At 70.3% G+C, this 23,922-nt stretch carries 22 protein-coding genes; 14 read left to right on the top strand and 8 right to left on the bottom strand.

Features of this window, described 5'->3' with window-relative positions:
• Positions 1-45: 45 nt before the first annotated feature.
• The 4 genes from ABD331_RS00955 (at position 46) to ABD331_RS00940 (ending at position 4,565) form a co-directional block, all read left to right on the top strand.
• Positions 46-774 carry a hypothetical protein gene (locus tag ABD331_RS00955; RefSeq protein WP_344470197.1) on the top strand — a complete coding sequence of 243 codons (729 nt, stop codon included), beginning with the start codon at positions 46-48 and terminating at the stop codon, positions 772-774.
• A 62-nt stretch (positions 775-836) separates the two neighbouring features.
• Positions 837-2,000, top strand: a complete 1,164-nt coding sequence (locus tag ABD331_RS00950; RefSeq protein ID WP_344470733.1) for a thiolase family protein — start codon at positions 837-839, stop codon at positions 1,998-2,000.
• Positions 1,997-4,084, top strand: a complete 2,088-nt coding sequence (locus tag ABD331_RS00945) for a 3-hydroxyacyl-CoA dehydrogenase NAD-binding domain-containing protein (RefSeq protein ID WP_344470196.1) — start codon at positions 1,997-1,999, stop codon at positions 4,082-4,084. Before ABD331_RS00950 ends, ABD331_RS00945 begins: the two co-directional genes overlap by 4 nt.
• A 97-nt stretch (positions 4,085-4,181) precedes the next feature.
• The gene (locus tag ABD331_RS00940) at positions 4,182-4,565 is read left to right on the top strand and encodes an SSI family serine proteinase inhibitor (protein WP_148434326.1); all 384 of its coding nucleotides are present in this window, start codon (positions 4,182-4,184) and stop codon (positions 4,563-4,565) included.
• A gap of 14 nt (positions 4,566-4,579) precedes the next feature.
• Here ABD331_RS00940 and ABD331_RS00935 read toward each other — a convergent pair whose 3' ends face one another.
• Entirely contained in the window at positions 4,580-6,052 is a 1,473-nt protein-coding gene (locus ABD331_RS00935; RefSeq protein ID WP_344470195.1) for an amino acid permease, read from the bottom strand.
• A gap of 102 nt (positions 6,053-6,154) precedes the next feature.
• Here ABD331_RS00935 and ABD331_RS00930 point away from each other — a divergent pair, with 102 nt between their 5' ends.
• Entirely contained in the window at positions 6,155-6,790 is a 636-nt protein-coding gene (locus ABD331_RS00930) for a DedA family protein (protein ID WP_344470194.1), read from the top strand.
• On the opposite strand, the gene dxs is transcribed toward ABD331_RS00930, so the two are convergent.
• Complete coding sequence (gene dxs, locus ABD331_RS00925; RefSeq protein ID WP_344470732.1) at positions 6,738-8,618, bottom strand: 1-deoxy-D-xylulose-5-phosphate synthase; 1,881 nt, start codon at positions 8,616-8,618, stop codon at positions 6,738-6,740. The genes ABD331_RS00930 and dxs overlap by 53 nt on opposite strands.
• A 169-nt stretch (positions 8,619-8,787) precedes the next feature.
• Between dxs and ABD331_RS00920 the strand changes: the two genes are divergently transcribed.
• The 3 genes from ABD331_RS00920 (at position 8,788) to ABD331_RS00910 (ending at position 11,282) form a co-directional block, all read left to right on the top strand.
• Positions 8,788-9,639 carry a neutral zinc metallopeptidase gene (locus ABD331_RS00920; RefSeq protein ID WP_344470193.1) on the top strand — a complete coding sequence of 284 codons (852 nt, stop codon included), beginning with the start codon at positions 8,788-8,790 and terminating at the stop codon, positions 9,637-9,639.
• Between the two features lie 78 nt (positions 9,640-9,717).
• Positions 9,718-10,500 (top strand): neutral zinc metallopeptidase, encoded by a 783-nt coding sequence (locus tag ABD331_RS00915; RefSeq protein ID WP_344470192.1) that lies wholly within the window; start codon positions 9,718-9,720, stop codon positions 10,498-10,500.
• A 35-nt stretch (positions 10,501-10,535) separates the two neighbouring features.
• Positions 10,536-11,282, top strand: coding sequence for a neutral zinc metallopeptidase (locus ABD331_RS00910; RefSeq protein WP_344470191.1), 747 nt, complete (start codon positions 10,536-10,538; stop codon positions 11,280-11,282).
• Positions 11,283-11,289: 7 nt separating this feature from the next.
• On the opposite strand, the gene ABD331_RS00905 is transcribed toward ABD331_RS00910, so the two are convergent.
• The 5 genes from ABD331_RS00905 to ABD331_RS00885 form a co-directional block, all read right to left on the bottom strand.
• Entirely contained in the window at positions 11,290-12,495 is a 1,206-nt protein-coding gene (locus ABD331_RS00905; RefSeq protein WP_344470190.1) for an ROK family transcriptional regulator, read from the bottom strand.
• Positions 12,496-12,530: 35 nt separating this feature from the next.
• Positions 12,531-13,793, bottom strand: coding sequence for a sugar ABC transporter permease (locus tag ABD331_RS00900; protein ID WP_148434320.1), 1,263 nt, complete (start codon positions 13,791-13,793; stop codon positions 12,531-12,533).
• A complete protein-coding gene (locus tag ABD331_RS00895; protein ID WP_344470189.1) occupies positions 13,790-14,554 on the bottom strand; it encodes an ATP-binding cassette domain-containing protein in 765 nt (254 codons plus the stop codon). Before ABD331_RS00895 ends, ABD331_RS00900 begins: the two co-directional genes overlap by 4 nt.
• Positions 14,555-14,613: 59 nt before the next feature.
• Positions 14,614-15,726, bottom strand: coding sequence for a sugar ABC transporter substrate-binding protein (locus tag ABD331_RS00890; protein WP_344470188.1), 1,113 nt, complete (start codon positions 15,724-15,726; stop codon positions 14,614-14,616).
• A gap of 227 nt (positions 15,727-15,953) precedes the next feature.
• A complete protein-coding gene (locus ABD331_RS00885) occupies positions 15,954-16,316 on the bottom strand; it encodes a winged helix-turn-helix transcriptional regulator (RefSeq protein ID WP_344470187.1) in 363 nt (120 codons plus the stop codon).
• Positions 16,317-16,410: 94 nt separating this feature from the next.
• On the opposite strand from ABD331_RS00885, the gene ABD331_RS00880 reads away from it, so the two are divergent.
• The 3 genes from ABD331_RS00880 (at position 16,411) to ABD331_RS00870 (ending at position 21,137) form a co-directional block, all read left to right on the top strand.
• Complete coding sequence (locus ABD331_RS00880; RefSeq protein ID WP_344470186.1) at positions 16,411-17,148, top strand: SDR family oxidoreductase; 738 nt, start codon at positions 16,411-16,413, stop codon at positions 17,146-17,148.
• A 59-nt stretch (positions 17,149-17,207) separates the two neighbouring features.
• On the top strand, positions 17,208-18,137 hold the full coding sequence (locus ABD331_RS00875) for a proline dehydrogenase family protein (protein WP_344470185.1): 930 nt from the start codon (positions 17,208-17,210) through the stop codon (positions 18,135-18,137).
• Between the two features lie 129 nt (positions 18,138-18,266).
• Positions 18,267-21,137 carry a LamG-like jellyroll fold domain-containing protein gene (locus ABD331_RS00870; RefSeq protein ID WP_344470184.1) on the top strand — a complete coding sequence of 957 codons (2,871 nt, stop codon included), beginning with the start codon at positions 18,267-18,269 and terminating at the stop codon, positions 21,135-21,137.
• Between the two features lie 115 nt (positions 21,138-21,252).
• On the opposite strand, the gene ABD331_RS00865 is transcribed toward ABD331_RS00870, so the two are convergent.
• Complete coding sequence (locus ABD331_RS00865; protein ID WP_344470183.1) at positions 21,253-21,957, bottom strand: sulfite exporter TauE/SafE family protein; 705 nt, start codon at positions 21,955-21,957, stop codon at positions 21,253-21,255.
• A gap of 127 nt (positions 21,958-22,084) precedes the next feature.
• Between ABD331_RS00865 and ABD331_RS00860 the strand changes: the two genes are divergently transcribed.
• From ABD331_RS00860 to ABD331_RS00850, 3 genes are all read left to right on the top strand, one after another.
• Positions 22,085-22,393: a hypothetical protein gene (locus ABD331_RS00860; RefSeq protein ID WP_344470182.1), complete on the top strand. Its 309-nt coding sequence runs from the start codon at positions 22,085-22,087 to the stop codon at positions 22,391-22,393.
• Positions 22,390-22,722, top strand: coding sequence for a type II toxin-antitoxin system PemK/MazF family toxin (locus ABD331_RS00855; protein WP_344470181.1), 333 nt, complete (start codon positions 22,390-22,392; stop codon positions 22,720-22,722). The genes ABD331_RS00860 and ABD331_RS00855 overlap by 4 nt, the downstream gene beginning before the upstream one ends.
• Positions 22,723-22,804: 82 nt before the next feature.
• Positions 22,805-23,551, top strand: coding sequence for a neutral zinc metallopeptidase (locus tag ABD331_RS00850; RefSeq protein WP_344470179.1), 747 nt, complete (start codon positions 22,805-22,807; stop codon positions 23,549-23,551).
• Positions 23,552-23,922 lie beyond the last annotated feature (371 nt).

The following is a 23,922-nucleotide window of genomic DNA, read 5'->3' as shown; positions in this document are numbered from 1 at the left end:
GGAATGCGGGGCACCACCACGTACGGTGACGCCATCATGACGGTCATGCTGTTGACCGAGATGGCCCCTCCCCCGGGCGCCCAGGAGATGGCCGGGCTGCGCTCCAGAGCCAGGGCGGCCCGGCGTGGCGCGCTCGTGGCGCTCACCGCCTCGATCGCGCTGCTGACCACCGTGCAGTTGCTCGCCGACCGGGCCGCGACCAGGGAGCAGACGCTGCCGCTCGCCGTGCTGTCCCTGGCGATCTTCACCGCCGCCCTGCCCGTCATGGCGATCACCCAGTACGTCTGGGGCGCCCGCGCCCGCCTGGTCCGCCGCCGCGAGCAGGAGCTGTACGCCGTGGCCCGCTCCGGCAGGGCGCGCCCGCTGACCCGGCCGGCCGTGGCCGCCTGCTGGGCGGTGACGCTGCTGCTCGGCTGGACCGTTCCGCGCTCCTTCCGCGAGGCCGCCCTGTACAACTTCGCCGACACCCTGAGCTGGGCCGTCGAGGCGCTGTCGGTGATCAGCGTGACGGCGGGGGTGTTGTTCCTCCTGTGGTGGGCACGGGACGTGGTGGGGATGCTGGCGCGTGCCCTGCGCTCGGGCGGATCACCTGGCGATCCATGGGACCCCGGCGGCGGCACGCGTCCAGGAGAGGGCGCGGCGCTCTGGACGGGCGCGGCCGTGGCGGTCGTGGCCCTGCTCGGGGCCCGCGCCCACCTGTGGGAGCCGGCCACGGGAGTGGTGTACGCGTTGCTCACCGCCGCCCTCGTCTGCGGGGTAGTTACTGACGAGTAGCATTAGGCACGGAACCCCATCCAGCAACGAGGAGCGAATCCGTGCCTTCCTCTCGTGACGTCGTGTTCGTCGACGGCGTACGCACGCCTTTCGGCAGGTCAGGGCCGAAGGGACTCTATGCGGAGACCCGCGCGGACGACCTGGTCGTCCGCGTCATCCGCGAGCTCGTCAGGCGTAACCCCAACCTGCCGCCGGAGCGCGTGGACGAGGTGGCCATCGCCGCGACCACGCAGATCGGCGACCAGGGCCTGACCATCGGCCGCTCGGCCGCCGTGCTCGCCGGGCTGCCCAAGACCGTGCCCGGCTACGCCATCGACCGCATGTGCGCGGGCGCGATGACCGCCGTCACCACGGTCGCGGGCGGCATCGCCTTCGGCGCGTACGACGTGGCCATCGCCGGCGGCGTCGAGCACATGGGCCGCCACCCGATGGGCGAGGGCGTCGACCCGAACCCGCGCTTCCTGTCGGAGAAGCTGGTCGACCCGAGCGCGCTGGTCATGGGCATGACGGCGGAGAACCTGCACGACCGCTACCCGACGATCAGCAAGGAGCGCGCCGACGCGTACGCGGTGCTCTCGCAGGAGAAGGCCGCCAAGGCCTACGCCGACGGCAAGATCCAGCCCGACCTGGTGCCGACCGCGATCAGGACGGCGGAGAAGGGCTGGGGCCTGGCCGTCGAGGACGAGGCGCCCAGGCCGGGCACCACGCTGGAGGGGCTGAGCGGGCTCAAGACGCCGTTCCGCCCGCACGGTCACGTCACGGCGGGCAACTCCTCCGGCATCAACGACGGCGCCACCGGCTGCGTCGTGGCCGCCGCGGAGGTCGCCGAGGAGCTGGGGCTTTCGCCGAAGATGCGCCTGGTGTCGTACGCCTTCGCGGGCGTGGACCCCGAGGTGATGGGCGTCGGGCCGATCCCGTCCACCGAGCGGGCCCTGCGCCTGGCGGGCCTGGACATCTCCGACATCGGGCTGTTCGAGATCAACGAGGCGTTCGCCGTCCAGGTGCTGGCGTTCCTGGAGCACTTCGGCATCGCCGACGACGACGCCCGCGTCAACGCCTACGGCGGCGCCATCGCCTACGGCCACCCGCTCGCCTCCTCGGGCGTGCGGCTGATGACGCAGCTCGCGCGGCAGTTCGGCGAGCGTCCCGACGTGCGTTACGGCATCACCACCATGTGCGTCGGCATGGGCATGGGCGGCACCGTGATCTGGGAGAACCTGGCATGAGCAACATCGACACCTGGCGTTCGCTGCTCAGTGAGCGCAACACCGACGAGGTCGTCACCAAGGCGCTGGTGCGCGACGTGCAGCTCCCCTACGGGGCGGGCACGATGGCGCTGATCACCCTGGACAACGGCTTCGACCACACCAAGCCCAGCACGTTCGGCCCGCACGGGCTGTTCGCGCTGAACGGGGCGCTGTCGGAGATCGCGGCGCGCACCGACCTGGCCGCCGTGGGCGTGACCGGCAAGCCGTTCATCTTCGCCGTCGGCGCCGACCTCAAGGGTGCCGCCTCGGTGGCCACCCGCGAGGAGGCGCTGGCCATCGGCGCGCTCGGCCACCACGTCTTCCGCCGGCTGGGCGAGCTGGGCATCCCGTCGTTCGCGTTCGTCAACGGCGCGGCCATGGGCGGCGGCCTGGAGATCGCGCTGCACTGCTCCTACCGGACGATCTCGGCGGGCGTGCCCGCGGTGGCGCTGCCCGAGTGCTTCCTCGGCCTGGTGCCGGGCTGGGGGGGCACGCAGCTCCTGCCGCGCCTGATCGGCCCGGCGAACGCGGTCAAGCTGATCATCGAGAACCCGCTGTCCAACAACCGCATGGTCAAGGGCAGGGACGCGTACGAGCTGGGCGTCGCCGACGCCCTGTTCGAGCCGGCCGACTTCCTGGAGGAGTCGCTGCGCTGGGCCGCCCGCGTCGTCAACGGCGAGGTCACCGTCGAGCGCAAGGAGCACGACGGCTGGGAGAAGGCCGTCGCCGACGCCCGCTTCCTGGTGGACATGAAGCTGCGCGGCGCCGCGCCCGCGCCGTACCGGGCGCTGGACCTGATCGCCCAGGCCGAGACGGCCTCCCGTGACGAGGGGTTCGCGGCCGAGGACGAGGCGCTGGCCGACCTGCTCATGAGCGACGAGCTGCGGGCCGGGCTCTACTCCTTCGACCTGGTGCAGCGCCGCGCCAAGCGGCCCGCCGGCGCGCCCGACAAGTCGCTGGCCCGCAAGGTCACCAAGGTCGGCGTGGTCGGCGCGGGGCTGATGGCCTCGCAGATGGCGCTGCTGTTCGCGCGCCGCCTGGAGGTGCCGGTCGTGCTGACCGACCTCGACCAGGCCAGGCTGGACAAGGGCGTCGGGTACGTGCACGCCGAGGTGGACAAGCTGCTCGCCAAGGGCCGCGTGTCGCAGGACCAGGCCAACCGGCTCAAGTCGCTGGTGAGCGGCTCGCTGACCAAGGACGCCTTCGCCGACGCCGACTTCGTGATCGAGGCCGTCTTCGAGGACCTGGCGGTCAAGAAGCAGGTCTTCGCCGAGGTCGAGGCCGTGGTGTCGGCCGAGTGCGTGCTGGCCACGAACACCTCCTCGCTGTCGCTGACCGAGATGGGCGCCGGCCTGGCGCGGCCGGAGCGGCTGGTCGGCTTCCACTTCTTCAACCCGGTCGCGGTCATGCCGCTGCTGGAGATCATCAGGGGCGCCTCGACCGACGACGCCACGCTGGCCACGGCGTTCGCGGTGGGCAAGTCGCTGAAGAAGTCGTCGGTGCTGGTCAAGGACGCTCCGGCGTTCGTGGTCAACCGGCTGCTGACCTGCTTCATGGGCGAGGTCGTGGCGGCCGTGGACGAGGGCACGCCGCTGGAGACGGCCGAGCACGCGCTCGACGGGCTCGGGCTGCCGATGACGCCGTTCGCGCTGCTGCAGCTCGTCGGCCCGGCGGTCGGCCTGCACGTGGCCGAGACGCTGCACGAGGCGTTCCCCGACCGGTTCGGCGTCTCGGAGAACATGGCGAAGCTGGTCGAGTCGGGCAAGCCCGGCGTCTACCGGCCGGACTTCACGCTCGACCCGGAGGCGGTGGCCCTGTTCGAGGGCGGCGCCTCCCCCTCCACCGCCGAGCAGGTGCGCGAGCGCGTGCTGGCGGCGCTGGCCAGGGAGATCCGGATCATGCTCGACGAGGGCGTGGTGGCCGCCGCGCAGGACATCGACCTGTGCATGATCCTCGGCGCGGGCTGGCCGTTCCACCTGGGCGGCGTCACGCCCTACCTGGACAGGGCGGGGATCGCCCGGCCGCGCTTCCTGGCCCCCGGCGTGGCGTCCGTCCCCGCCTGACTTTGCGCAGTCTTTGAGGAGGTCCTGACCGGACCTCCTCACCTGCGCGCGCGCTCCGTCGTAGCCTTTGGTGCCGTCCTACGAACGGAGAGTAACCATGATCAAGGCAGCCGGCGCCCTCGCGCTCTGCGGAGCCCTGCTGGCAGGCGCGTCCTCTACCGCGCAGGCCGCGCCGCCTCCCAAGGCGAAGCTCAAGATCGTTGACGGGATGAAGGGCGGGCCCGTCAAGTCGGTGTGGCTCCACTGCGCCCCCGTCGGCGGCACCCACCCGAACGCGCAGGCGGCCTGCCGCATGCTCCGTCAGGTGAAGGGCGAGCCTTCCCAGCTCAAGGCCGAGCCCAAGGCGTCCTGCACCCAGGAGATCAAGCCGCACGCGGTCGCCATCGCGGGCACCTGGTACGGCAGGAAGGTGCACTGGGCGAAGTTCTTCGCCAACGCCTGCCAGATGCGGGCCATGACCGGCCCGGTCCTCGCCCTCTGAGCGTTCCCGCGGAATCAGTGGCGGGCCTTCTCCCCGGAGAAGGCCCCCCTGCTGTTCCAGTAGCCGAAGCCGAAGTAGACCACCAGGCCGATGATCATCCATATGAGGAAGCGCAGCCACGTCTGCGCCGGCAGGTTCAGCATCAGGTAGACGCAGGCCAGCACGGACAGGATCGGCAGCCACGGCACCAGCGGCACGCGGAACACCCGGGGCAGGTCGGGCCGGGTGCGGCGCAGGATGATCACTCCGACCGACACCACGACGAACGCGAACAGCGTGCCGATGTTGACCAGCTCGGCCAGCTCCCCGAACGACACGAACCCGGCCAGCACCATCGTGACCAGCCCGATGAGCACCGTGAGCCGGGCCGGGGTGCCGTAGTGCGGATCGACCTTGGCCAGCCAGCGCGGCAGCAGCCCGTCGCGGCCCATCGCGAACAGCACCCGGGTCTGGCCCAGCAGCAGCACGAGCACCACGGTCGTCAGGCCCGCGATCGCGCCCACGCTGATGATCGCGGCCAGCCACGACTGGCCCACCGCGATGAAGGCGTCGGAGAGCGGGGCGGACGTGCTCAGCTCGGTGTAGTGCTGCATGCCGACGACGACCAGGGAGACGGCGACGTACAGGACGGTGCAGATGGCCAGCGAGCCGATGATGCCGCGCGGCACGTCGCGCTGCGGGTGGATGGTCTCCTCCGCGGCGGTGGCCACGATGTCGAAGCCGATGAAGGCGAAGAACACGATGGCCGCCGCCGAGAAGATGCCGATCACGCCGAACGCCACCGGCGTGATGCCGAAGATGAGCTGGATGAGCGGCGCCTTCAGCCCCTCCACCCGCTCCGTGGGCACCGCCTCGGGGATGAACGGCGTGTAGTTGGCGGCCTTGACGTAGAACAGCCCCGCCACGATGACCAGCAGCACCACGGCGATCTTGGTGATCACCAGGATCAGGTTGACCCGCGAGGACACCTTGATCCCCGCCACCAGGATCGAGGTGAGGATCAGCACGATGAGGATGGCGGGCACGTTCACCACCGGGTTCTCCCCGGCGATGGAGGCGGGCAGCTCCATCCCGATGGAGGCCAGCATGGAGGCGAAGTAGCCCGACCAGCCGACCGCGACCACGGCGGCGGCCAGCGCCAGCTCCAGGAACAGGTCCCAGCCGATCACCCAGGCGGGGAACTCGCCCAGGGTCGCGAAGGAGAAGGTGTAGGCGGAGCCCGCGACCGGGATCGTGGAGGCGAACTCGGCGTAGCACAGCGCCGCGAGCCCGCACACGATGCCCGCCACGACGAACGAGACGGCCACGGCCGGGCCGGCCATCTCCTTGGCCACCTGGCCCGTGAGCACGAAGATGCCGGTGCCCACGATCACGCCGATGCCGAAGACGGTCAGGTCGGTGGCGGTCAGCCGCTTGCGGAGCTGGTGCTCGGGCGCCTCGGTGTCGCGAATCGACTGCTCGACGCTCTTCGTGCGAAAGATGTCCACGCTCAGCGATCCTTCCCACGCCCGGAGTGATCATGCCCATGTCAGGGTGGGATCGGGGACGATCCCGATGGTGTTCCGCGATCTGGATAGCAGGCTGAAGCCATGCTCAACGATCTGCTCGATGGCCTGGCCGGGCAAGACCTCGGCGTGGTGCTACCCCTGTTGCTGGTCTTCCTGACGCTGGACGCCTCGGTGGGGGTCGGCCTGGTCGTCCCCGGCGACGGGCTGCTGCTCGTGGCGGGGGCCACCGCCGGCAGCGCGGGCGAGGCGCTGGCCCTGATCGGGGCGGGGGTGCTGGCCTGCTTCGCGGGCGCGTCAGGAGGCCACTGGCTGGGGCGGCGCTACGGCACGCGGCTGCGGCACGGCAGGCTGGGGCGGCGCGTCGGCGAGCGCCGCTGGGAGCGCGCGCACGAGCTGCTCGAACGCAGCCGGTGGGCGCTGGCGCTGGCGTACTTCCTGCCGGTGCTGCACGCGCTGACGCCGGCCGTGGCGGGCACGGTGGGCATGCCGTACCGCAGGTTCATGCCGTGGGCGATGCTGGGCGGCGCGGCGTGGGTGAGCACGTACGTGACGCTCGGCGCGCTGGCCGGGCAGGTGGTGCGGCAGCACGCGGAGTGGCTGCTGCCGGTGCTGGCCGCGGCGGTGATCGCGGTGTTCGGGATCACCGCCGCGGCCCGCAGGGCGCTCAGCGGCGGGCGGGCTCCACGGAAGAGGTCCGCTTGGCGACCGCCTCGGTGATCTGGCGGGCGAGATCCTGGCCGGTCAGCCCGATCCTGCCGAGGATCGCGGCCCGCTTGGCGTGGTCGAGGAACTCCTGCGGGATGCCGAAGGTGCGTACGGGCACATCGACGTCGGCGTCGCGCAGCAGCCGGGCCACGGCGTCGCCCACGCCGCCCACGCGGCCGTTGTCCTCGACGACGGCGACCAGCTTGTGCGCGCCGGCGGCCAGCACCAGCGCCTCGTCCAGCGGCTTGACCCAGCGCGGGTCGACCACGGTGGCCGAGATGCCCTGCGCGTCGAGCAGCACCGCGGCGTCCATACAGGCCTGCGCCATCGGGCCCACGCCCACGAGCAGCACGCCGGGGTCGCCCTCGGCGGCCCGCAGCAGGTCCATCTCGCCGAGCTTGCCCACCGGGTCGATCGGCTCGGCGACCGGGCCCTTGGGGAAGCGCAGCACGGTGGGACCGTCGGTGACCTCCACGGCCTCGCGCAGCAGCTCGGTGAGGCGGTCGCCGTCGCGCGGCACCGCGATCCGCAGCCCGGGGACGACCTGGAGGATCGACAGGTCCCACATGCCGTTGTGGCTGGCGCCGTCGTCACCCGTGACGCCCGCCCGGTCGAGCACCACGGTGACCGGCAGGCGGTGCAGGGCGACGTCCATGAGGAGCTGGTCGAAGGCCCGGTTGAGGAAGGTGGCGTAGACGGCCACCACCGGGTGCAGGCCGCCCAGCGCGAGCCCGGCGGCGCTGGTCAGCGCGTGCTGCTCGGCGATGCCGACGTCGTAGATGCGCTCGGGGAAGGCCTCGGCGAAGGCGTTGAGCCCGGTCGGGTGGAGCATCGCGGCGGTGATCGCGACCAGGTCGTCGCGCTCCTTGCCGAGCCGGACGAGCTCCTCGCTGAAGACGTTGGTCCAGATGCGGCCCTTGGGCTTCTCCGCGCCGGTGGCCCGGTCGAAGGCGCCGGGCGAGTGGAACTGGTCCTCGTCGTGGTTCTCGGCGGGGGTGTAGCCGCGGCCCTTCTGGGTGAGGGCGTGCACGATGACGGGGCCGCGGAAGTCGCGGGCCTGGCGCAGCGCCGCCTCCATGGCCTGCTCGTCGTGGCCGTCGATGGGGCCGACGTACTTCAGGCCGAGGTCCTCGAACATCACCTGCGGTGACAGGACGTCCTTGACGCCCTTCTTGATGCCGTGCAGGGCGTCGTACAGGACCGGGACGTTGCCGATCTTGTCCTTGACGAAGTCGAGCATGTCCTCGTAGCGGCGGTTGACCCGCAGCGAGGACAGGTGGGAGGCCAGGCCGCCGATGGTCGGCGAGTAGGAGCGCCCGTTGTCGTTGACCACGATCACGACCGGCAGGTCCTTGATCGCGGCGATGTTGTTGAGCGCCTCCCAGGCCATGCCGCCGGTCAGTGCGCCGTCGCCGATGATCGCGACCACCGTGCGGTCGCGGTCGCGGCGCAGCTTGAACGCCTTGGCCAGGCCGTCGGCGTAGGACAGCGCGGTCGAGGCGTGGGAGTTCTCCACGAAGTCGTGCTCGGACTCGGCCTGGCTCGGGTAACCCGACAGGCCGCCCTCCTGCTTGAGCGCCTCGAAGCCGGCCGCCCTGCCGGTGAGGAGCTTGTGCACGTACGCCTGGTGGCCGGTGTCCCACACCACGGGGTCGTGGGGGGAGTCGAAGACCCGGTGGACGGCGATGGTGAGCTCCACCACACCGAGGTTGGGCCCCAGGTGACCGCCGAACTTGGCGCAGGCGTCGACGAGCAGGTCACGGATCTCCCCCGCGAGCCGCGGCAACTCCTCGGCACTGAGCCGTTTGACGTCCTGCGGTCCCTTGATAGAGCCCAGCAACCCGCTCACGGATGCGTCTCCCCTCTGCTCTTTTGCGCCGATCCCCCCGAGTCTAGTTCGCGGAGGCCCCACTGACTCCATCGAGTCAAATCCACCCGCATATGTCCGATCTTGACCTAGTCTTTCGGTACCTATGAACTCCGTCCCCAAAAGCAGACTCCTGACCCTCGTGGCTGCCGTGCTGGCGCTCGCCCTCGCCGCGGCCGCTCTGGTGATGGTGCTGGCGGACGTGGCCACGACCTCGACGGGCCCCGCCAACGAGGCGCAGCAGTACGCCTCCCCGCCCGCGAAGGTCTCCAGCGAGAAGTCGGGCACGGGCCTGCCGTCCAGGACACTGGCCGTGGCCAACCCCCTGTACAAGACCGGGCGGCTCACCGACGTGAACTGCTCGCCCGGCGACCTGCCCGCCGGCAGCATGGTGGCCTACCGGCGCTTCCTCACCCGCGTGACGGCCTGCCTGAACAAGGCGTGGGCCGCGCAGTTCCGCAAGGCGGAGATGCCCTTCAGCAAGCCGCGGCTGCGCATCATCACCAGCAAGGTGCGCACGCCCTGCGGAGCGTGGAACACCGGCGCGGACGGCGTCTACTGCTCCACCGACCGCACGATGTACCTGATGATCAGCAAGGCGCAGCTCCGCAACCCGTTCCCGCTGGGGATCACCCGGCTGATCGCGCACGAGTACGGGCATCACGTGCAGCAGGTCTCCGGAATCTGGAGTTACTACTGGGCGGCCCGGACTTCCGCGGGCAAGGCGAAGCGGCTGCAGTTGTCGCGTAATTCGGAGTTGCAGGCCGAGTGCTTCTCCTCGGTCTTCATGAGCACGATGAAGAACACACCGTTGGTCACGCCGGATGACTGGCAGTACACGGTGAACTGGTTCAAGAAGAACGGGGCCAAGGGGTGGCCGCAGAACGACCACGGCCGGGGGCCGACGCAGGCGGCCTGGATGACCAGGGGGTTCCAGCGTGGCACACCCGGCTCGTGCAACACCTGGGCCGCAAATCCGCGAAATGTCACCTAATGGCTCTTTAGTCTCGCTTTACCTGGAACTCCCTCTTTAATAGGGTGCCTTCTCATGCGTATCCCTCGATTGGCGCTCATGGCGGGCGCTCTGGCCGGCGTGCTGTTCGCCGGCACGGCCCACGCGGCCACCTCTTCGGCCCCGTCGTACAAGCCGGTCCTGACGAAGAACAAGCTCTACAAGACCGGCAAGCTGGGCGTATCGGTGTGCGAGGAACCGGAGGTCTTGCGGGGAACGGTTGATGAGGCCGAGCTCTACTTCGAGGCTGTCATGGATTGCCTGAACAGGGCATGGAGTCCCGTGGTGAAGAAGGCGGGTTACCGCTTCACCAGGTCCAAGCTCACCGTGTACACCAAGCTCGGTCTGAAGACGCCCTGCGGAACCATCAACGACCCGCGTGTGCAGGCCATGTACTGCCCGGACAACAAGAGCATGTACTTCTACCTGAGCGACAACGTCATCGAGGAGCCGTCGGACCTCGCGCTGATGCAGACACTGGCCCATGAGTACGGCCACCACATCCAGCAGCTCACCGGCATCTTGAAGGCTACCGACCCCTTCTACCTCAAGGCCGTCAACGCGCGGGCGTTCGAAGGCATCCGCCGCACTGAGCTGCAGGCCCAGTGCCTGAGCGCGGCTTTCGTCGGCCGCGTGTGGAACTCGCTGGGCCGCCCCGACACCGACTGGAGCATCCTGCTCAAGGGCAGCCACAACCCGGTCGCCGCCCTCGGGGTGCGCAACGACGCTGACGAGACCCACGCCTCCCAGGCCAGCAACAAGTACTGGCTGGAGCGCGGCTTCAAGGCCCAGTCGGCGAGCGCGTGCAACACCTTCACCGCGCCCAGCCGCCGGGTGTACTAAGACAAAAGGCACAAGACCCTCTAAGATCCGCGATCGTGCGCATTCCCCTCACGGCATTGGCCGGGTGCATGGTCGCGGGTCTTCTCGCGCCCGCACCGGCCGCCGCCGGCCGGATCGGCCAGGCCGGGCTGATGGGCACGATGGGCGGCGAGGTGGTGCCGCAGAAGTGCGCCGTCCCGCCGATCCGGGTGGGCAGCGTCGCCTCGCTCAAAGCCTTCCACCAGGCGATGGCCGCGTGCGCCGACACGTTCTGGGCGGGCAGGTTCGCCGCCGCAGGCCTGCCGTACAGCTCTCCCCAGGTCACGATCACCACGGGCAGGGACTCCGTGTGCGGGGCGATCACCAGCAGCGGCGCGCAGTACTGTCCCGACCACCGCACGATCGTCATCCGGATCATGAAACATGATCTGCGGGACCCGTTCAGGATGAACATCGCGCACTCGGTGGCCCACGAGTGGGGTCATCACGTGCAGCAGCTCATCGGGGTGCTGGCCGCGCAGGCCGCCCTGTACGAGCCCGCCTCGGAGGGGGCGCGCAAGCTGCTGAGCCACCGGCTGGAGATGCAGGCCGAGTGCTTCGCCGGGGTGTTCTACAGCGCCACGCTGAAGTCCATCAAGCCCGGCATCTCGTGGAAGAACTGGATCGAGGCGGTGCGGAACGCTGACGAGAGCGACATCCACGGCAAACCGCGCAACCTGGCGCGCTGGCAGGACCGGGGGTACCGGGGCGGGGCCACGGGCTTCTGCAACACGTGGACGGCCGGCAAGGCCAAGGTCACCTGAGACGAAGTCAGGCGTTGGCGCGGGCCAGGACTTCCAGGGGGTCGGACAGCACGTGGGCGAAGGCCAGCTCGGCGGCGCCCACCAGGGTCGCGGCGTCCCCGAGGGCCGAGGTGCGCAGCCGTACGCGCTCCCGCTGCGGAGCCATGGCGTGCAGGGTGAGCTGCGAGCGGACCTGCGCCGCCGACCCGAGATAGATCTCCCGCAGCATCCCCCCGAAGATCACCATCTCCGGGTTGAAGATGTTGACCAGGTTCGAGACGCCCAGCCCCAGCCAGTCGCCGACCCGGCTGAGCGCCTCCTGGGCGACGATGTCGCCGCGGTCGGCCGCGTCCACCACCGCGCGCACCGCGTCGCGGCCCTGGTGACCGGCCGAGACGCGGCCCGCCGACTCCAGCAGGGCCCGCTCCCCCACCTCCGCCTCCAGGCAGCCGTGCGAGCCGCAGCCGCAGGCCCGCCCGCCCGGGTTGACGACCATGTGGCCGACCTCGCCGCCGTAGCCGTCGTGCCCGCCGAGCAGGTGGCCGGCCGCGATGATGCCGCCGCCGATGCCGACGTCCCCGTGCAGGTAGATGAGGTCGCGGACGGCGACGCCGACGCCGCGGCTGTGCTCGGCCAGCGCGGCCAGGTTGGCGTCGTTGCCGACGCTGACGGGCAGGCCGAGGCCGAGCCTGCGGCCCAGCTCCTCGCCGAACGGCACGTCCTCGGCCTTCAGGTTCGGCCCGAACGACACCACGCCGTCGGCCTTGCGGACGCCGCCGGACACGGCCGCCGCCGCGCCGACGCAGACCGTGTCGTCCCTGGTCTTGCGGCGCATCTGGCGGGCGAACCCGGCCAGCGTGCCGGTCAGCTCGTCCACCTCGAACCGGCCGCGGTCGCGTACGGTCTCGCGGCGGTCGAGTATCACCCCGCCGAGCCCGACGCGGGCCACGGCCATGCGGTCGGGGCCCACGTCGAAGGCGAAGACGTAGACCCGGGCCGACTCGGGGCGCACCACGAGCGAGGGCCTGCCCGCGCGGCCCGTCTCGCGCGGCAGCTCCTCGCGTACCAGCCCCGCGGCGGTGAGATCCGACGTCAGGGCCATGATCGTGCTGCGGTTGAGCCCCATCTTCGAGGTCAGCTCGGCGCGCGAGATCGGCCCGCCCAGGTGGACATGACGCAGCAGCGCGCCGAGATTGTGGCGCCTGATGTCCTCTTGGGAGGGGCCGGCACGCATCGTCTGGGGTTCCTTCAGGGGCTGTGAGTCGCTGATCACCTTAGACCAGCAGCAGCCGCCCGCTTGCGCGCCAGGGCGTCGACACCCGCGGCGAGCAGCAGGACAGACCCCGTGACCAGGTACTTCACGCTCGCCCCGTACCCCATCAGACCCATGCCGTTCTCGATCACGGCCACCACGGCGCCGCCGAGCACGGCGTCGAGCACCCTGCCCTTGCCGCCGAAGAGGCTGGTGCCGCCGATGACCGCCGCGCCGACCGCGTACAGCAGGACGGAGCTGCCGCCCGTGTTCGGGTCGACCGAGCTGGCCCGCGAGGCCGCCACGATGCCGCCGACGGCGGCCATCGAGGAGCAGATCACGAACGCGCTGATCTTGATCCGGTCCACCGGGATACCCGCTCGCCTGGCCGCCTCGGTGTTGCCGCCGACCGCGTACAGGTGACGGCCGAACCCGGTGCGGCGCAGCACCAGCGTCCAGAAGACCAGCAGCACCAGGATGACCGGCACCACGATCGGCACGCCCGTGAGGGAGACCAGCGCGGGGTTGCGGCTGCGCTCCAGGTTGAGCGCGGCGACCGCGAGCCCGGCGAACAGCGCCAGCATGCCGACGCGGAAGGCGATCAGCGAGAGCGGGTCGGCGACCAGCCCGCGCTTGGTCCGGCTCCTGGCCCGCCTGAGCTGGACGGCCGCGTAGATCGCCACGCAGAGCGCGTACAGGGCCCAGCCGAGCCACGGCGGCAGGTTCCTGTTGGCGATGGCGTTGACGATGTCGTCGCGGATGGAGATGTTCGTGCCCTCCCGCACCAGCACCAGGACCAGGCCCTGGAAGGCGAGGAAGGCCGCCAGCGTGACCACGAACGACGGGATGCCGACCTTGGCCACCAGCGTGCCCAGCACCGTGCCGATGACCACGCCGGTGAGGATGGCGGCCAGCATGCAGACGTACCAGGGCAGACCGGTGTTGATCAGCGTGACGGCGAGCACCGCCGCGCAGACGCCGCTCGCGTACCCGGCGGACAGGTCGATCTCGCCGAGCAGCAGCACGAACACCAGGCCCATGGCGATGACCGTGATCGCCGCGCCCTGCGTGAACAGGTTGGCGAAGTTGATCGCCGTGAGGAAGGAGGGCCGCGCGATGGCGAAGACCGCGCACAGCACCAGCAGGCCCAGCACGGCCGGCAGCGCGCCCATGTCGCCGCCGCGCACCCGCTGCGCGTAGGCGAGGAAGCTGTTCTTGATCGAGGGGGCCTGCGCCGCGGCGACGATGGCCTCGCCGGGCAGTTCCTTGACCTTGTTCATGGGGTGACCCCGTTCTTGAGGCCCAGTTCGCCGCTGCGGCCGGAGGTGATCAGTTCGACGACCTGCGCGTGCGTCAAGTCGGAGGTCTTGACCTGGGCGGCCATCCTGCCGAGGTAGAGCGCGGCGATCCGGTCGGAGACGGCGAACACGTCGTTCATGTTGTGCGAGATGAGCACCACGGCCAGGCCGGTGTCGGCGAGCCTGCGCACCAGCTCCAGCACCTGCGCGGTCTGGGCCACGCCCAGCGCCGCGGTGGGCTCGTCGAGGATGACGACCTTGCTGTTCCACAGCACGGCCTTGGCGATGGCCACGGTCTGCCGCTGCCCGCCGGACAGGCTGGAGACCTGCTGCCTGATGGACTTCACCGTGCGGACGGACAGGCCGCTGAGGGTCTTCTCGGCCAGCTCCTCCATGCTGTCCTCGTCGAGCAGGATGCCGTGCTTGCGCTCCCTGCCGAGGAACATGTTCTGGACGATGTCGAGGTTGTCGCACAGGGCGAGGTCCTGGTAGACGATCTCGATGCCCAGCTCGCCCGCGTCGCGGGGGCTGTGCACGTGGACCTCTTTGCCGTCGAAGAGTATCTGGCCGCCGTCGATCGGGTAGATGCCGCCGATGCACTTGACCAGCGTGGACTTGCCGGCGCCGTTGTCGCCGACGAGCGCGGTGACCTCACCGGGGTAGGCGGCGAACTCGACGTTGTGCAGGACCTTCACCGGGCCGAAGCTCTTGTCGATCCCGCGCACTTCAAGGAGGGGGGTCATGGGGCTCCCTAAAACGAGGGTACGGCCCCCGCTCGTGGCGCGGGCCGTACCCCTCGGCGTTAACTGATTCCTGCCTCGGTGCACTTGGCGGCGAAGTCACCCGTGCACAGTTCCTCCTTGGTCACGTAACCGTCGGCCACCACGTCCTTGACGTTGTCGAAGTAGATGGCCTGCGGCTCCATCAGCTCGGCGGGCACGTCCTGGCCGCTCTCGGGGTCCTTGACGCTGCTGCTCGCCGTGGGCTTCTCGCCCTTGGCCAGCGCGACGGCGAGCTTGGCCGCCGCGTCGGCCTCCTTCTTGACCGCCTTGTAGACGGTCATGCACTGGTCGCCCGAGAGGATGTTCTGCAGGCCCTGGACGGTGGCGTCCTGGCCGGTCACGGGCACCTTGCCGTTGAGCTTGTTCTTCTTCAGCACGGTGATGGCGGCGTTGCCGAGACCGTCGTTGGCGGCCAGCACTCCGGCGATCTTCGGCTGCTCGGTCAGCATCTGCTCGAAGAGCGTTCCGGCCTGGGTGTTGTCCCATTCGGGCACCGACTGCTCGGGGCCCTTGACGTACTCGCCGCCGTCGAACTTGGGCTTGAGCACGCCGTCGTAACCGGCCTTGAACAGCGTCGCGTTGTTGTCGGTGGGCGAGCCGTTCAGGTAGGCCACGATCGGCTTGTCGGCCTTCTTGTCGGTGAGGCACTTGCTCAGGCCCTCGCCCTGGAGCGTGCCCACCTTGGTGTTGTCGAAGCTGACGTAGTAGGCGGCGCCGCCGCCCAGCGTCAGCCGGTCGTAGTCGATCGTGGCCACGCCCTGCGACTTGGCCTTGTCGATGACGGTCTTGCCGGTTCCGCTGTCCAGGTTCACGATCATCAGGACGGTCGCGCCGTTAGTGATCATCTGGTCGGCGATGGTCTGGAACGCCGTCTTGTCGTTCTGGGCGTTCTGGATGTCGTACTGGACGCCGGCGGCCTTGAACGCCTCTTCCAGGTACTTGCGGTCCGCCGTCTCCCACCGGGCGGAGGACTTGCTGTCCGGCAGGATGACACCCACCTTGCCGGCCTTGGCTGCTTCCGTGGCCGAGGAGGTCGAGGTCGACGTGGTCTGACCGCTGTCGCCCCCGCAGGCGGTGAGACCGAGGGCGAGCGCGGCTGCCGCGGCGGTCAGGCTGAGGATCCCCTTGCGCATGATGCAGGGTCCTTTCTTCCGGAGGGGCCCGGATGAATGTTGTTTGCGGCAACGTATTCCGGGACGGACAGCATGGGAAGAGGGTTGAGGCGGCGAGTTTGTTGTTTCCGGTAACAATCCAGAAACGTCAGCTCAACACGGGCTCAACGGACGGGGGCCGGGGGTGTGAGCGGATCCCGTTGTAACGTCACGCCGTGGGACGGCGGCTCACGAGACCGTCGCCTTGGTCAGCCATCGCTCCTGGCGTCCTCGTACGCCGCCTGAGCGCCCACGATGGCGTCGGCGTGATCGCGGACCCAGTCGGACAGTGCCTGGAGCGGCTCCGTGACCCCCTCCCCCAGCGGCGTCAACGCATAGCTCACCTGCGGCGGCGTAGCCGGGATGACCGTGCGCCCGACGAACCCGTCGCGCGTCAGCGTGCGCAGCGTCTGGGAGAGCATCTTCTCGCTGACCCCCTCGATCTTGGTCCGCAGCTCATGGAAGCGCAACGGCCCCGGACGCAAGGCGGTCAGGACGAGCACGGCCCACCGGGCGGTCAGATGGTCGAGCACCATCCGCGCCGGGCAGTCCCTGTGAAACGCGTCACTCATGACCCTCACCCTCCTGGACTCCAACCTGAACGTCAGGAGCTTACTTAGAGGTGGGTACTTTCCTGAAGTAAGCCTGCTGCCTACGGTCGTAGGCATGGAACGCATCGCCCTGATCACCGGCGCCGGACGCGGCATCGGCGCCGCGACCGCCTGCGAGCTGGCCCGCCACGGCTACCACGTGATCGTCAACTACCGTTCGGACACGGCAGCCGCCGAGCAGGTGGTGGAGCGGATCACCGCGGCGGGCGGCCGGGCGCGAGCCGTGCGCGCCGACGTCCAGGACGCGCAGCAGGTGGCCAGGATGATCGCGGACTGCCCGCGGGTGGACGCGCTGGTGTGCAACGCCAACGTCCCGCCGCCGTTCGCCCCGCTCACCGAGATGGCCTGGGACGACTTCGCGGGCAAGCTCACCGGAGAGCTGGCCGCCGTCTTCCACGTCACCCGCGCCGCGCTGGCCCGCATGCGTGAGCAGGGCGGCGGCGGCCGGATCGTGTACGTCTCCAGCCTGAGCGCCGACCTGGTACGCCAGGGCGCGATCGCGCACGCCAGCGCCAAGGCCGCGCTGAACGTGTTCGCCCAGCACGTCGCGGCCGAGGCCGGGGCATGGGGGGTGGCGGTCAACACGGTGGCGCCGGGCGCCGTCCGCACCGAGGGCAGCGCGGCCGTCCGTACCCCGGAGGTCGAGGCGGAGCTGGGGCGCGCCTCCGTTCTCGGCCGGATGCTCGATCCGGAGGACGTCGCCGCGGTGGTCGTGGCCGTCCTGGACGGCGGATTCCGCGCCGTCTCGGGTGTTCGCATCCCGGTGGACGCGGGCCGCCGCGTCCTCACCTGAGGGCTTCTAAAAAAACTTCCATTGGTGATAGATTTCCGGCACCCGATGGAAGGATGAAGATGACCGTGATGGAGCAGGCCGCCCAGGCGATGCGGGCGCTGGCCCTCGACGAGGCGCTCAAGGACCAGGTCGCCGCCGACCCCGCCCTGCGCGCGTCCGCCTGGCGGGTGGCGGAGCGCTACGTCGGCGGCCGGAGCATCGCCGAGGCGCTCGCCCGCGCCGCCGAGCTCAACGCCGAGGGGACGCTCGTCTCCATCGACTACATGGGAGAGAGCTGCCGGGACGCCGCCCTGGCCACGGCCGAGACCGACGTCTTCCTCGACCTGTCGCGGCAGGCCGCCGCGCGCGGGACGGCCTGCTCGGTGTCGCTCGACCTGTCCCACCTCGGCTCGGTGGTGGACCGGGAGCTGGGGCTGGCCAACGCCACCCGGCTGGCCGAGGCCACCGCCGCCGCGGGCCAGGAGATGACGATCTCCATGGAGGGCTCCGACCGTACGGATCTCATCCTGTGGACCCATGAACGCCTCTGCGAGCGGTTCGACCACGTCGGCATCACCGTCCAGGCCCGCCTGCACCGTACGGCCGGGGACCTGGACCGCCTGCTGCGGCAGCCCGGACGCATCCGCCTGGTGAAGGGCTCCTACCTCGAGTCCGAGTCCCTCGCCCACGCCCGCGACAGCCGCGAGCTGCGGGCGGCCTACCTGAGGTACGCGGCCCTCCTGCTGGACAGCGGCCACCCCTGTTCGATCGCCACCCACGACCCTGACCTCCTCGGCGAGCTGCGGCCACGCATGCGGCCCGGCTCCGGCGCGTACGAGATCGAGATGCTGCTGGGCCTCGACGGCGGCCTGCTGCCGGCGACGCGGGAGCAGGGGCATCCGGTCAGGGTGTACATCGTGTTCGGCACGCAGTGGTGGCTCTACGTCTGGAACCGCCTCGCCGAGGACCCGTCCCGCCTGTTCCAGGCGCTGGTGGACGTCACCGGGTAGGCGGCTCGCCCAAATCGGTCGCGTCCACATGCGGCCACAACTCGTGACAAACCGCCCCATCATCTGCGATACATCGATCAAGGCCATTCGGCGTGCGGGGACGCTGTTCTTTACCCATCTGGGGGTTCCGTGAAGCGGCTCTGCAGCGCCCTGGGCACCATCCTGCTCGTCTCCGCCGCCCTGATCGCCGGGAACGTTCCACCGGCCGCGGCCTTACCCGCTCAGTTCCAGAAACAGACGGTCTTCAGCGGCCTGAACCACCCGTCCAACATCGAGTTCTCGCCCGACGGACGGGTGTTCGTGGCCGAGAAGAGCGGCCTGATCAAGGTCTTCGACTCGCTCGCCGACACCACCCCGACGACCTACGCCGACCTGCGCACCCAGGTGCACAACTTCTGGGACCGCGGCCTGCTCGGGCTCGCGCTGCACCCGAACTTCCCGTCCGATCCGCGGATGTACGTCCTGTACGCCTACGACGCCGTCCCCGGCGGCACCGCGCCCCGCTGGGGCACCGCGGGCGGCACGGACGACCCCTGCCCCACCCCGCCCGGCGCGACCGCCGACGGCTGCCTGGTCACCGGCCGGCTGTCGGTGATCTCACCCTCGGGGGCGGAGACGCCGCTGATCACCGACTGGTGCCAGCAACATCCGAGCCACTCCGTGGGCGACCTGCAGTTCGGCGCCGACGGCGCACTGTACGCCTCCGGCGGCGACGGCGCCAGCTTCAACTTCGCCGACTACGGCCAGGACAACCTGCCCGCCTCCGACGTCACGCCCGACAACCCGTGCGGCGACCCGCCCTCCCCCGTCGGCACCGCGCTCAGCCCGCCCGCCGCCGAGGGTGGCGCGCTGCGCTCCCAGGACGTGCGCACCACCGCCGACCCGGCCGGGCTGGCCGGCACCGTGATCCGGATAAATCCGGACACGGGGGCTGCCGCCGCCGGGAACCCCAACGCGAGCAGCGCCGACCCCAACGTCGCCAGGATCGTCGCCCACGGCCTGCGCAACCCGTTCCGCATCACCCACCGCCCCGGCACCAGCGAGATCTGGTCCGGCGAGGTCGGCTGGAGCACGTTCGAGGAGATCAACCGAATCGCCACGCCCACCGCGTCCGTGCCCAACTTCGGCTGGCCCTGCTACGAGGGCGCCGCCCGCCAGGGCGGCTACGACAACCTCAACCTGACCCTCTGCGAGAACCTCTACACGGCCGGCACCGCCGCGCACGCCGCCCCGTACTTCGCCTGGAACCACAACTCCAGGCCCGCCCCGAACGACCCCTGCCCGACCGGCGGCTCCTCCTCCAGCGGCGTGGCGTTCTACGAGGGCGGCGACTACCCTGCCGCCTACGACGGCGCCCTGTTCTTCTCCGACTACAGCCGCTCCTGCGTCTGGGTGATGACCCCCGGCGCGAACGGCCTGCCCGACCCCGCCACGGTCGCCAACTTCGACTCCGGCATCCCCGCGGTCGAGCTGGAGATCGGGCCGGGCGGTGACCTGTTCGCCGTCGACTACACCAACGGCACGATCGTCCGCTACATCTACGACAACACCCCGCCCGCCGCCGTTCTCGACGCCACGCCCACCTCCGGCAACGCGCCCCTCACCGTCAACTTCTCCGCCGCCCGCTCCACCGACGCCGACGGCGACCCGCTCACCTACGCCTGGGACCTCGACGGCGACGGCGAGCTCGACGACTCCACCTCGGCCACCCCGTCCTTCACCTACACCCAGCCGGGCTCCCCCGTGGTGCGGCTGCGGGTGAGCGACGACCGCGGCGGCCAGAACGACGCCACCGTGACGATCAACGTGGCCAACACCGCGCCCACCGCCACCATCACCACCCCGACGGCGGCCACCACCTGGGCGGTCGGCCAGTCCATCGCGTTCTCGGGCAGCGGGAGCGACGCCCAGGACGGCGCCATTCCCGGCTCGCGCATGAGCTGGGCGCTCATCATGCACCACTGTCCCAGCACCTGCCACGAGCACGAGATCACCACGTTCACCGGGGCCAGCGGCTCGTTCCAGGCGCCCGACCACGAGTACCCGTCCCACCTCGAACTGCGGCTGACCGTCACGGACGCCCACGGGCTGACCGACACCGAGAGCGTGCTGCTCCAGCCCAGGACCGTGAACCTGACGTTCGCCTCCTCGCCGTCCGGGCTGCGGCTCGGCTTCAACAGCGAGCAGGTCGCCACACCGTTCACCCGTACGGTGATCGTCGGCTCCGGCAACTCCATCTCGGCGCCGTCGCCGCAGACCCTCGGCGGCCAGAGCTACACGTTCGCGTCGTGGTCCGACGGCGGGGCCGCCTCCCACCAGGTGGTGGCGCCCGCGACGGCGACCACGTACACGGCCGCGTACACGCTGGTGCCGCCGGCGGGCGGGCTGGTGGCCGCGTACGGGATGAACGAGGCCTCAGGCAGCACGGTCGTGGACGCCTCCGGCAACGGCAACACCGGCACCACCTCCGGAACCAGCCGGACGGCCAGCGGCAGGTACGGCCGGGCGCTGTCCTTCAACGGGGTGCTGAGCTGGGTGAACGTGCCGGACTCCGCGGGGCTGCGGCTCACGTCGGGCATGACGCTCGAAGCGTGGGTACGGCCGTCCAGCGTCAGCGGCTGGCGCACCGTGGTCATGAAACGGCACTCCGGCGGCCTCGCCTACGCCCTCTCGGCCGGCGCGCCCGACCAGCGCCCCCACGCCCGCCTCCACACCACCGCCGCCGCCGACCTGCCGGGCGCCGCCGCGCTTCCGGTCAACACGTGGTCCCATCTGGCGGCCACGTACGACGGGGCGACACTCCGCCTGTACGTCAACGGCACGCAGGTCGCGCAACAGGCGGTCGCCGGGGCGATCAGGACGGACGGCAGCTCGCTCAGGATCGGCGGTAACGGCGTGCTGAACCAGGTGTTCAGCGGCCAGATCGACGAGGTGCGCATCTACAACAGGGCGCTCACGGCGGCTCAGGTCCAGACCGACATGAACACGCCGGTGAGCTGATCCCCCGACCCCCTGTGAGGCCCGGCACCCACCCGGGCCCCGACCCCCTGTGAGGCCCGGCACCCACCTGGGCCTCACAGGACGGCGGCGGCCCGTGTGCCCGGGGGGCGGGGCCTCACAGGGCGGTGATCACGTTCTGCACGATCAGCCCCACCGCCGAGAGCGCCGCCACCGTCAGCACCCCCACCCGCACCTTGCCCCCGTCGAGGTAGCGCCGCAGCGGCCCCGACACCAGGAACCCGAGCACCATCGGCACGATCAGCACACCCCCGACCAGCAACGCCTGACCGGGCAACTCCCCCACGAACTGCAGGATGACCAGCGACTGAGCCGCGCTCAGGAAGAAGAACATCGCCAGCGTGGCCCTGATCTGCGGCCCCTTGGCGTTCTGGTACACCAGCGCGATGGGCGGCCCGCCGATGCCGGTCGCCGTCCCGGTGATGCCCGAGACGAACCCGGCCGAAGTGATCGTGTACCCGTTGCGCGGCACACTCAGCGCCCGCGCGGTCAGCACCACCGCGATCAGCACCATGACGGCGACGAAGACGCCCCTGGTGTAGACAGAAACGTAGACAATGATGACTGCGGCGATGGCGCTGCCCGGCAGCCTCCCGAGCAGCGCGAACCCCAGCCCCCGCCAGTCCACCCGCCGCCACTCGACGGCCAGCGTGAACAGCGGCAACGTCATGTTGACCACCTGAATCGCGCCCGGCATCAGGTCGGGGGCCAGCATGGTGAGCACGGGGGCGGCGACCAGGCCGAGACCGAATCCGACCCCGCCTTGGACGATGGCGCCCACCAGAACCGCCAAACTTCCCACTATGAGGACCAATGCCGCATTTGTCATGCGGACGAGTCAATCATCTTTACTCTCTGTTGCCGTAAGCACCTTGCGAGTGACGACGCCGCGATAGTGTTCTGGTCGTCGCGCCCGTAGCCTGACGGGTATGAGCGCGAAGCATAACGCGGCGACCACGATCCGGGTCAGCGTCAAGACGAGAGACCGGCTAGCCAAGATCGCCCGACAGGAGGGCCGCAACATGACAGAAGTGCTCAACGATGCCATCACCGACTACGAGCAGAAACTGTTCTGGCAGACCGTCAACGAGCAGATAGAGCGCACCCAGCGCGAGGACCCGGAGGGCTGGGCCGACTACCTGGCAGAGCGAGAGCTCGTGCTGGGCCCGAAGTCCCGCACCCGCCAGATCGCACCGGAGTGGGAGGGCCTCATCGCATATCCCGAGGAGAAAGAGTGAAACTGGCGCAAGGTGACATCTGGTTCACCCGCTTCGGCCGGCCGACCGGCCGGGAGCAGGGCTTCGACCGCCCCGCGTTGATCGTCAGCAACGACCATCTCAACCAGTCGCGCCTCGACATCGTCCTGGCGGTGCCGCTGACCACCCGTGAGCGCGGCTACATGACCCATGTCCGCATCGACCATCGTGGCACGGGCCTCGCCAAGACCAGTTGGGCGATGATGGAGCAACTGCGCGCCATCTCGCCCGACCGCTTCGACTTCTACGTCGGCAGTGCGCCCGACGAGGTGGTCGAGGAAGTGGTCACCGTACTGAAGCGGATGTTGTGAGATTTCGCCGCCCGGCGAAGTAACAGTTCGCCGGGTGGCCTTTTCATCGTGCCACAGCCCGCACCCCTCTAAGCTCACCACCGTGCGATCATCCCCCTTCCTCCTCTCCACCCTCCTCACCCTCACACTCCTGTCCCCACTCCCCGCCCACGCCGCCGCCGCGTCCCCGTTCCCCAAAAGCGCCGGCAAGCTGGCCACGACCTCCTGCCCCGAGCCCCCGCTCAGCTCCGGCGGCATCCCACGCACCCGCGAATACCTCGACACGGTCGTGAGATGTCTCGACACCTCGTGGTCCGCCTACTTCTCCCGCACGAGGACGCGCTTCGAGCGGCCCGGCGTGCGATACGCCGAGGACGGCACCGTGTGCGGGGTACCGGTCGCGGACGTGGACGCCTTCTACTGCCACGACGCCAAGACCCTGGTGTTCCCGCTGACCGGGCGGTGGATCGAAGGCCGCAGCGACCTCTACCCGTTCAAGGTCGCCGCCCACGAGTACGCCCACCACCTCCAGACCCTCACCGGCATCCGCCGCTCCTACGAGACCCGCTACCGCGCCGAGGCGGGGGCACGGGCCGAGCTGCGGCGCCGGTTCGAGCTGCAGGCCGACTGTCTGGCGGGGGTGTTCATGGGGAGCGTGCGGGGGTCTCTCGGGCGGACGGGGGAGGAGTGGGCGGCTCTGGACGAGGTGGTGCGGGGTAGTGGTGATGGTGGCGAGGGGCGTAGCCATGGCAAGGGTGTCAACCGGGGGCGCTGGTTCAAGCGGGGGCTTACGACGACGTCGCCCGCCGCTTGTGACACGTGGTCGGCACCTGCCGGCAAGGTGTCCTGACGGCTGGGGGTTGATCCCGGTTAAGTGGGACGTGTCGCAGGCAGGCCGCCCCTGCCGCATCGACGCGTGACAAGCGGCTCCCCGACGCGCCAGTGCGTGGCAGGCAGCACTGCCGGGCCAGCGCCAAGCGAACAGCCCTGCACGGCGGGCCACCGCGGCGGGCCACCGCGGCGGGCCAGCACAGCAACCCCGCGCAGCACGGCAGGCCAGCGCGGCACGGCAGCATGGCAGCCCGCATGGCGCGCCAGCACGGCAGCCCCGCGTGGCACGGCACCACGGCAGCCCCGCGTGGCGCGGCACCACGGCAGCCCCGCGTGGCGCGGCACCACGGCAGCCCCGCGTGGCGCGGCACCACGGCAGCCCCGCGTGGC

This window comes from Nonomuraea monospora (genome assembly GCF_039531895.1).
Classification (GTDB): domain Bacteria; phylum Actinomycetota; class Actinomycetes; order Streptosporangiales; family Streptosporangiaceae; genus Nonomuraea; species Nonomuraea monospora.
Note: the sequence above shows the minus strand (reverse complement) of the source record. Positions and strands in the feature narration are given on the sequence as shown.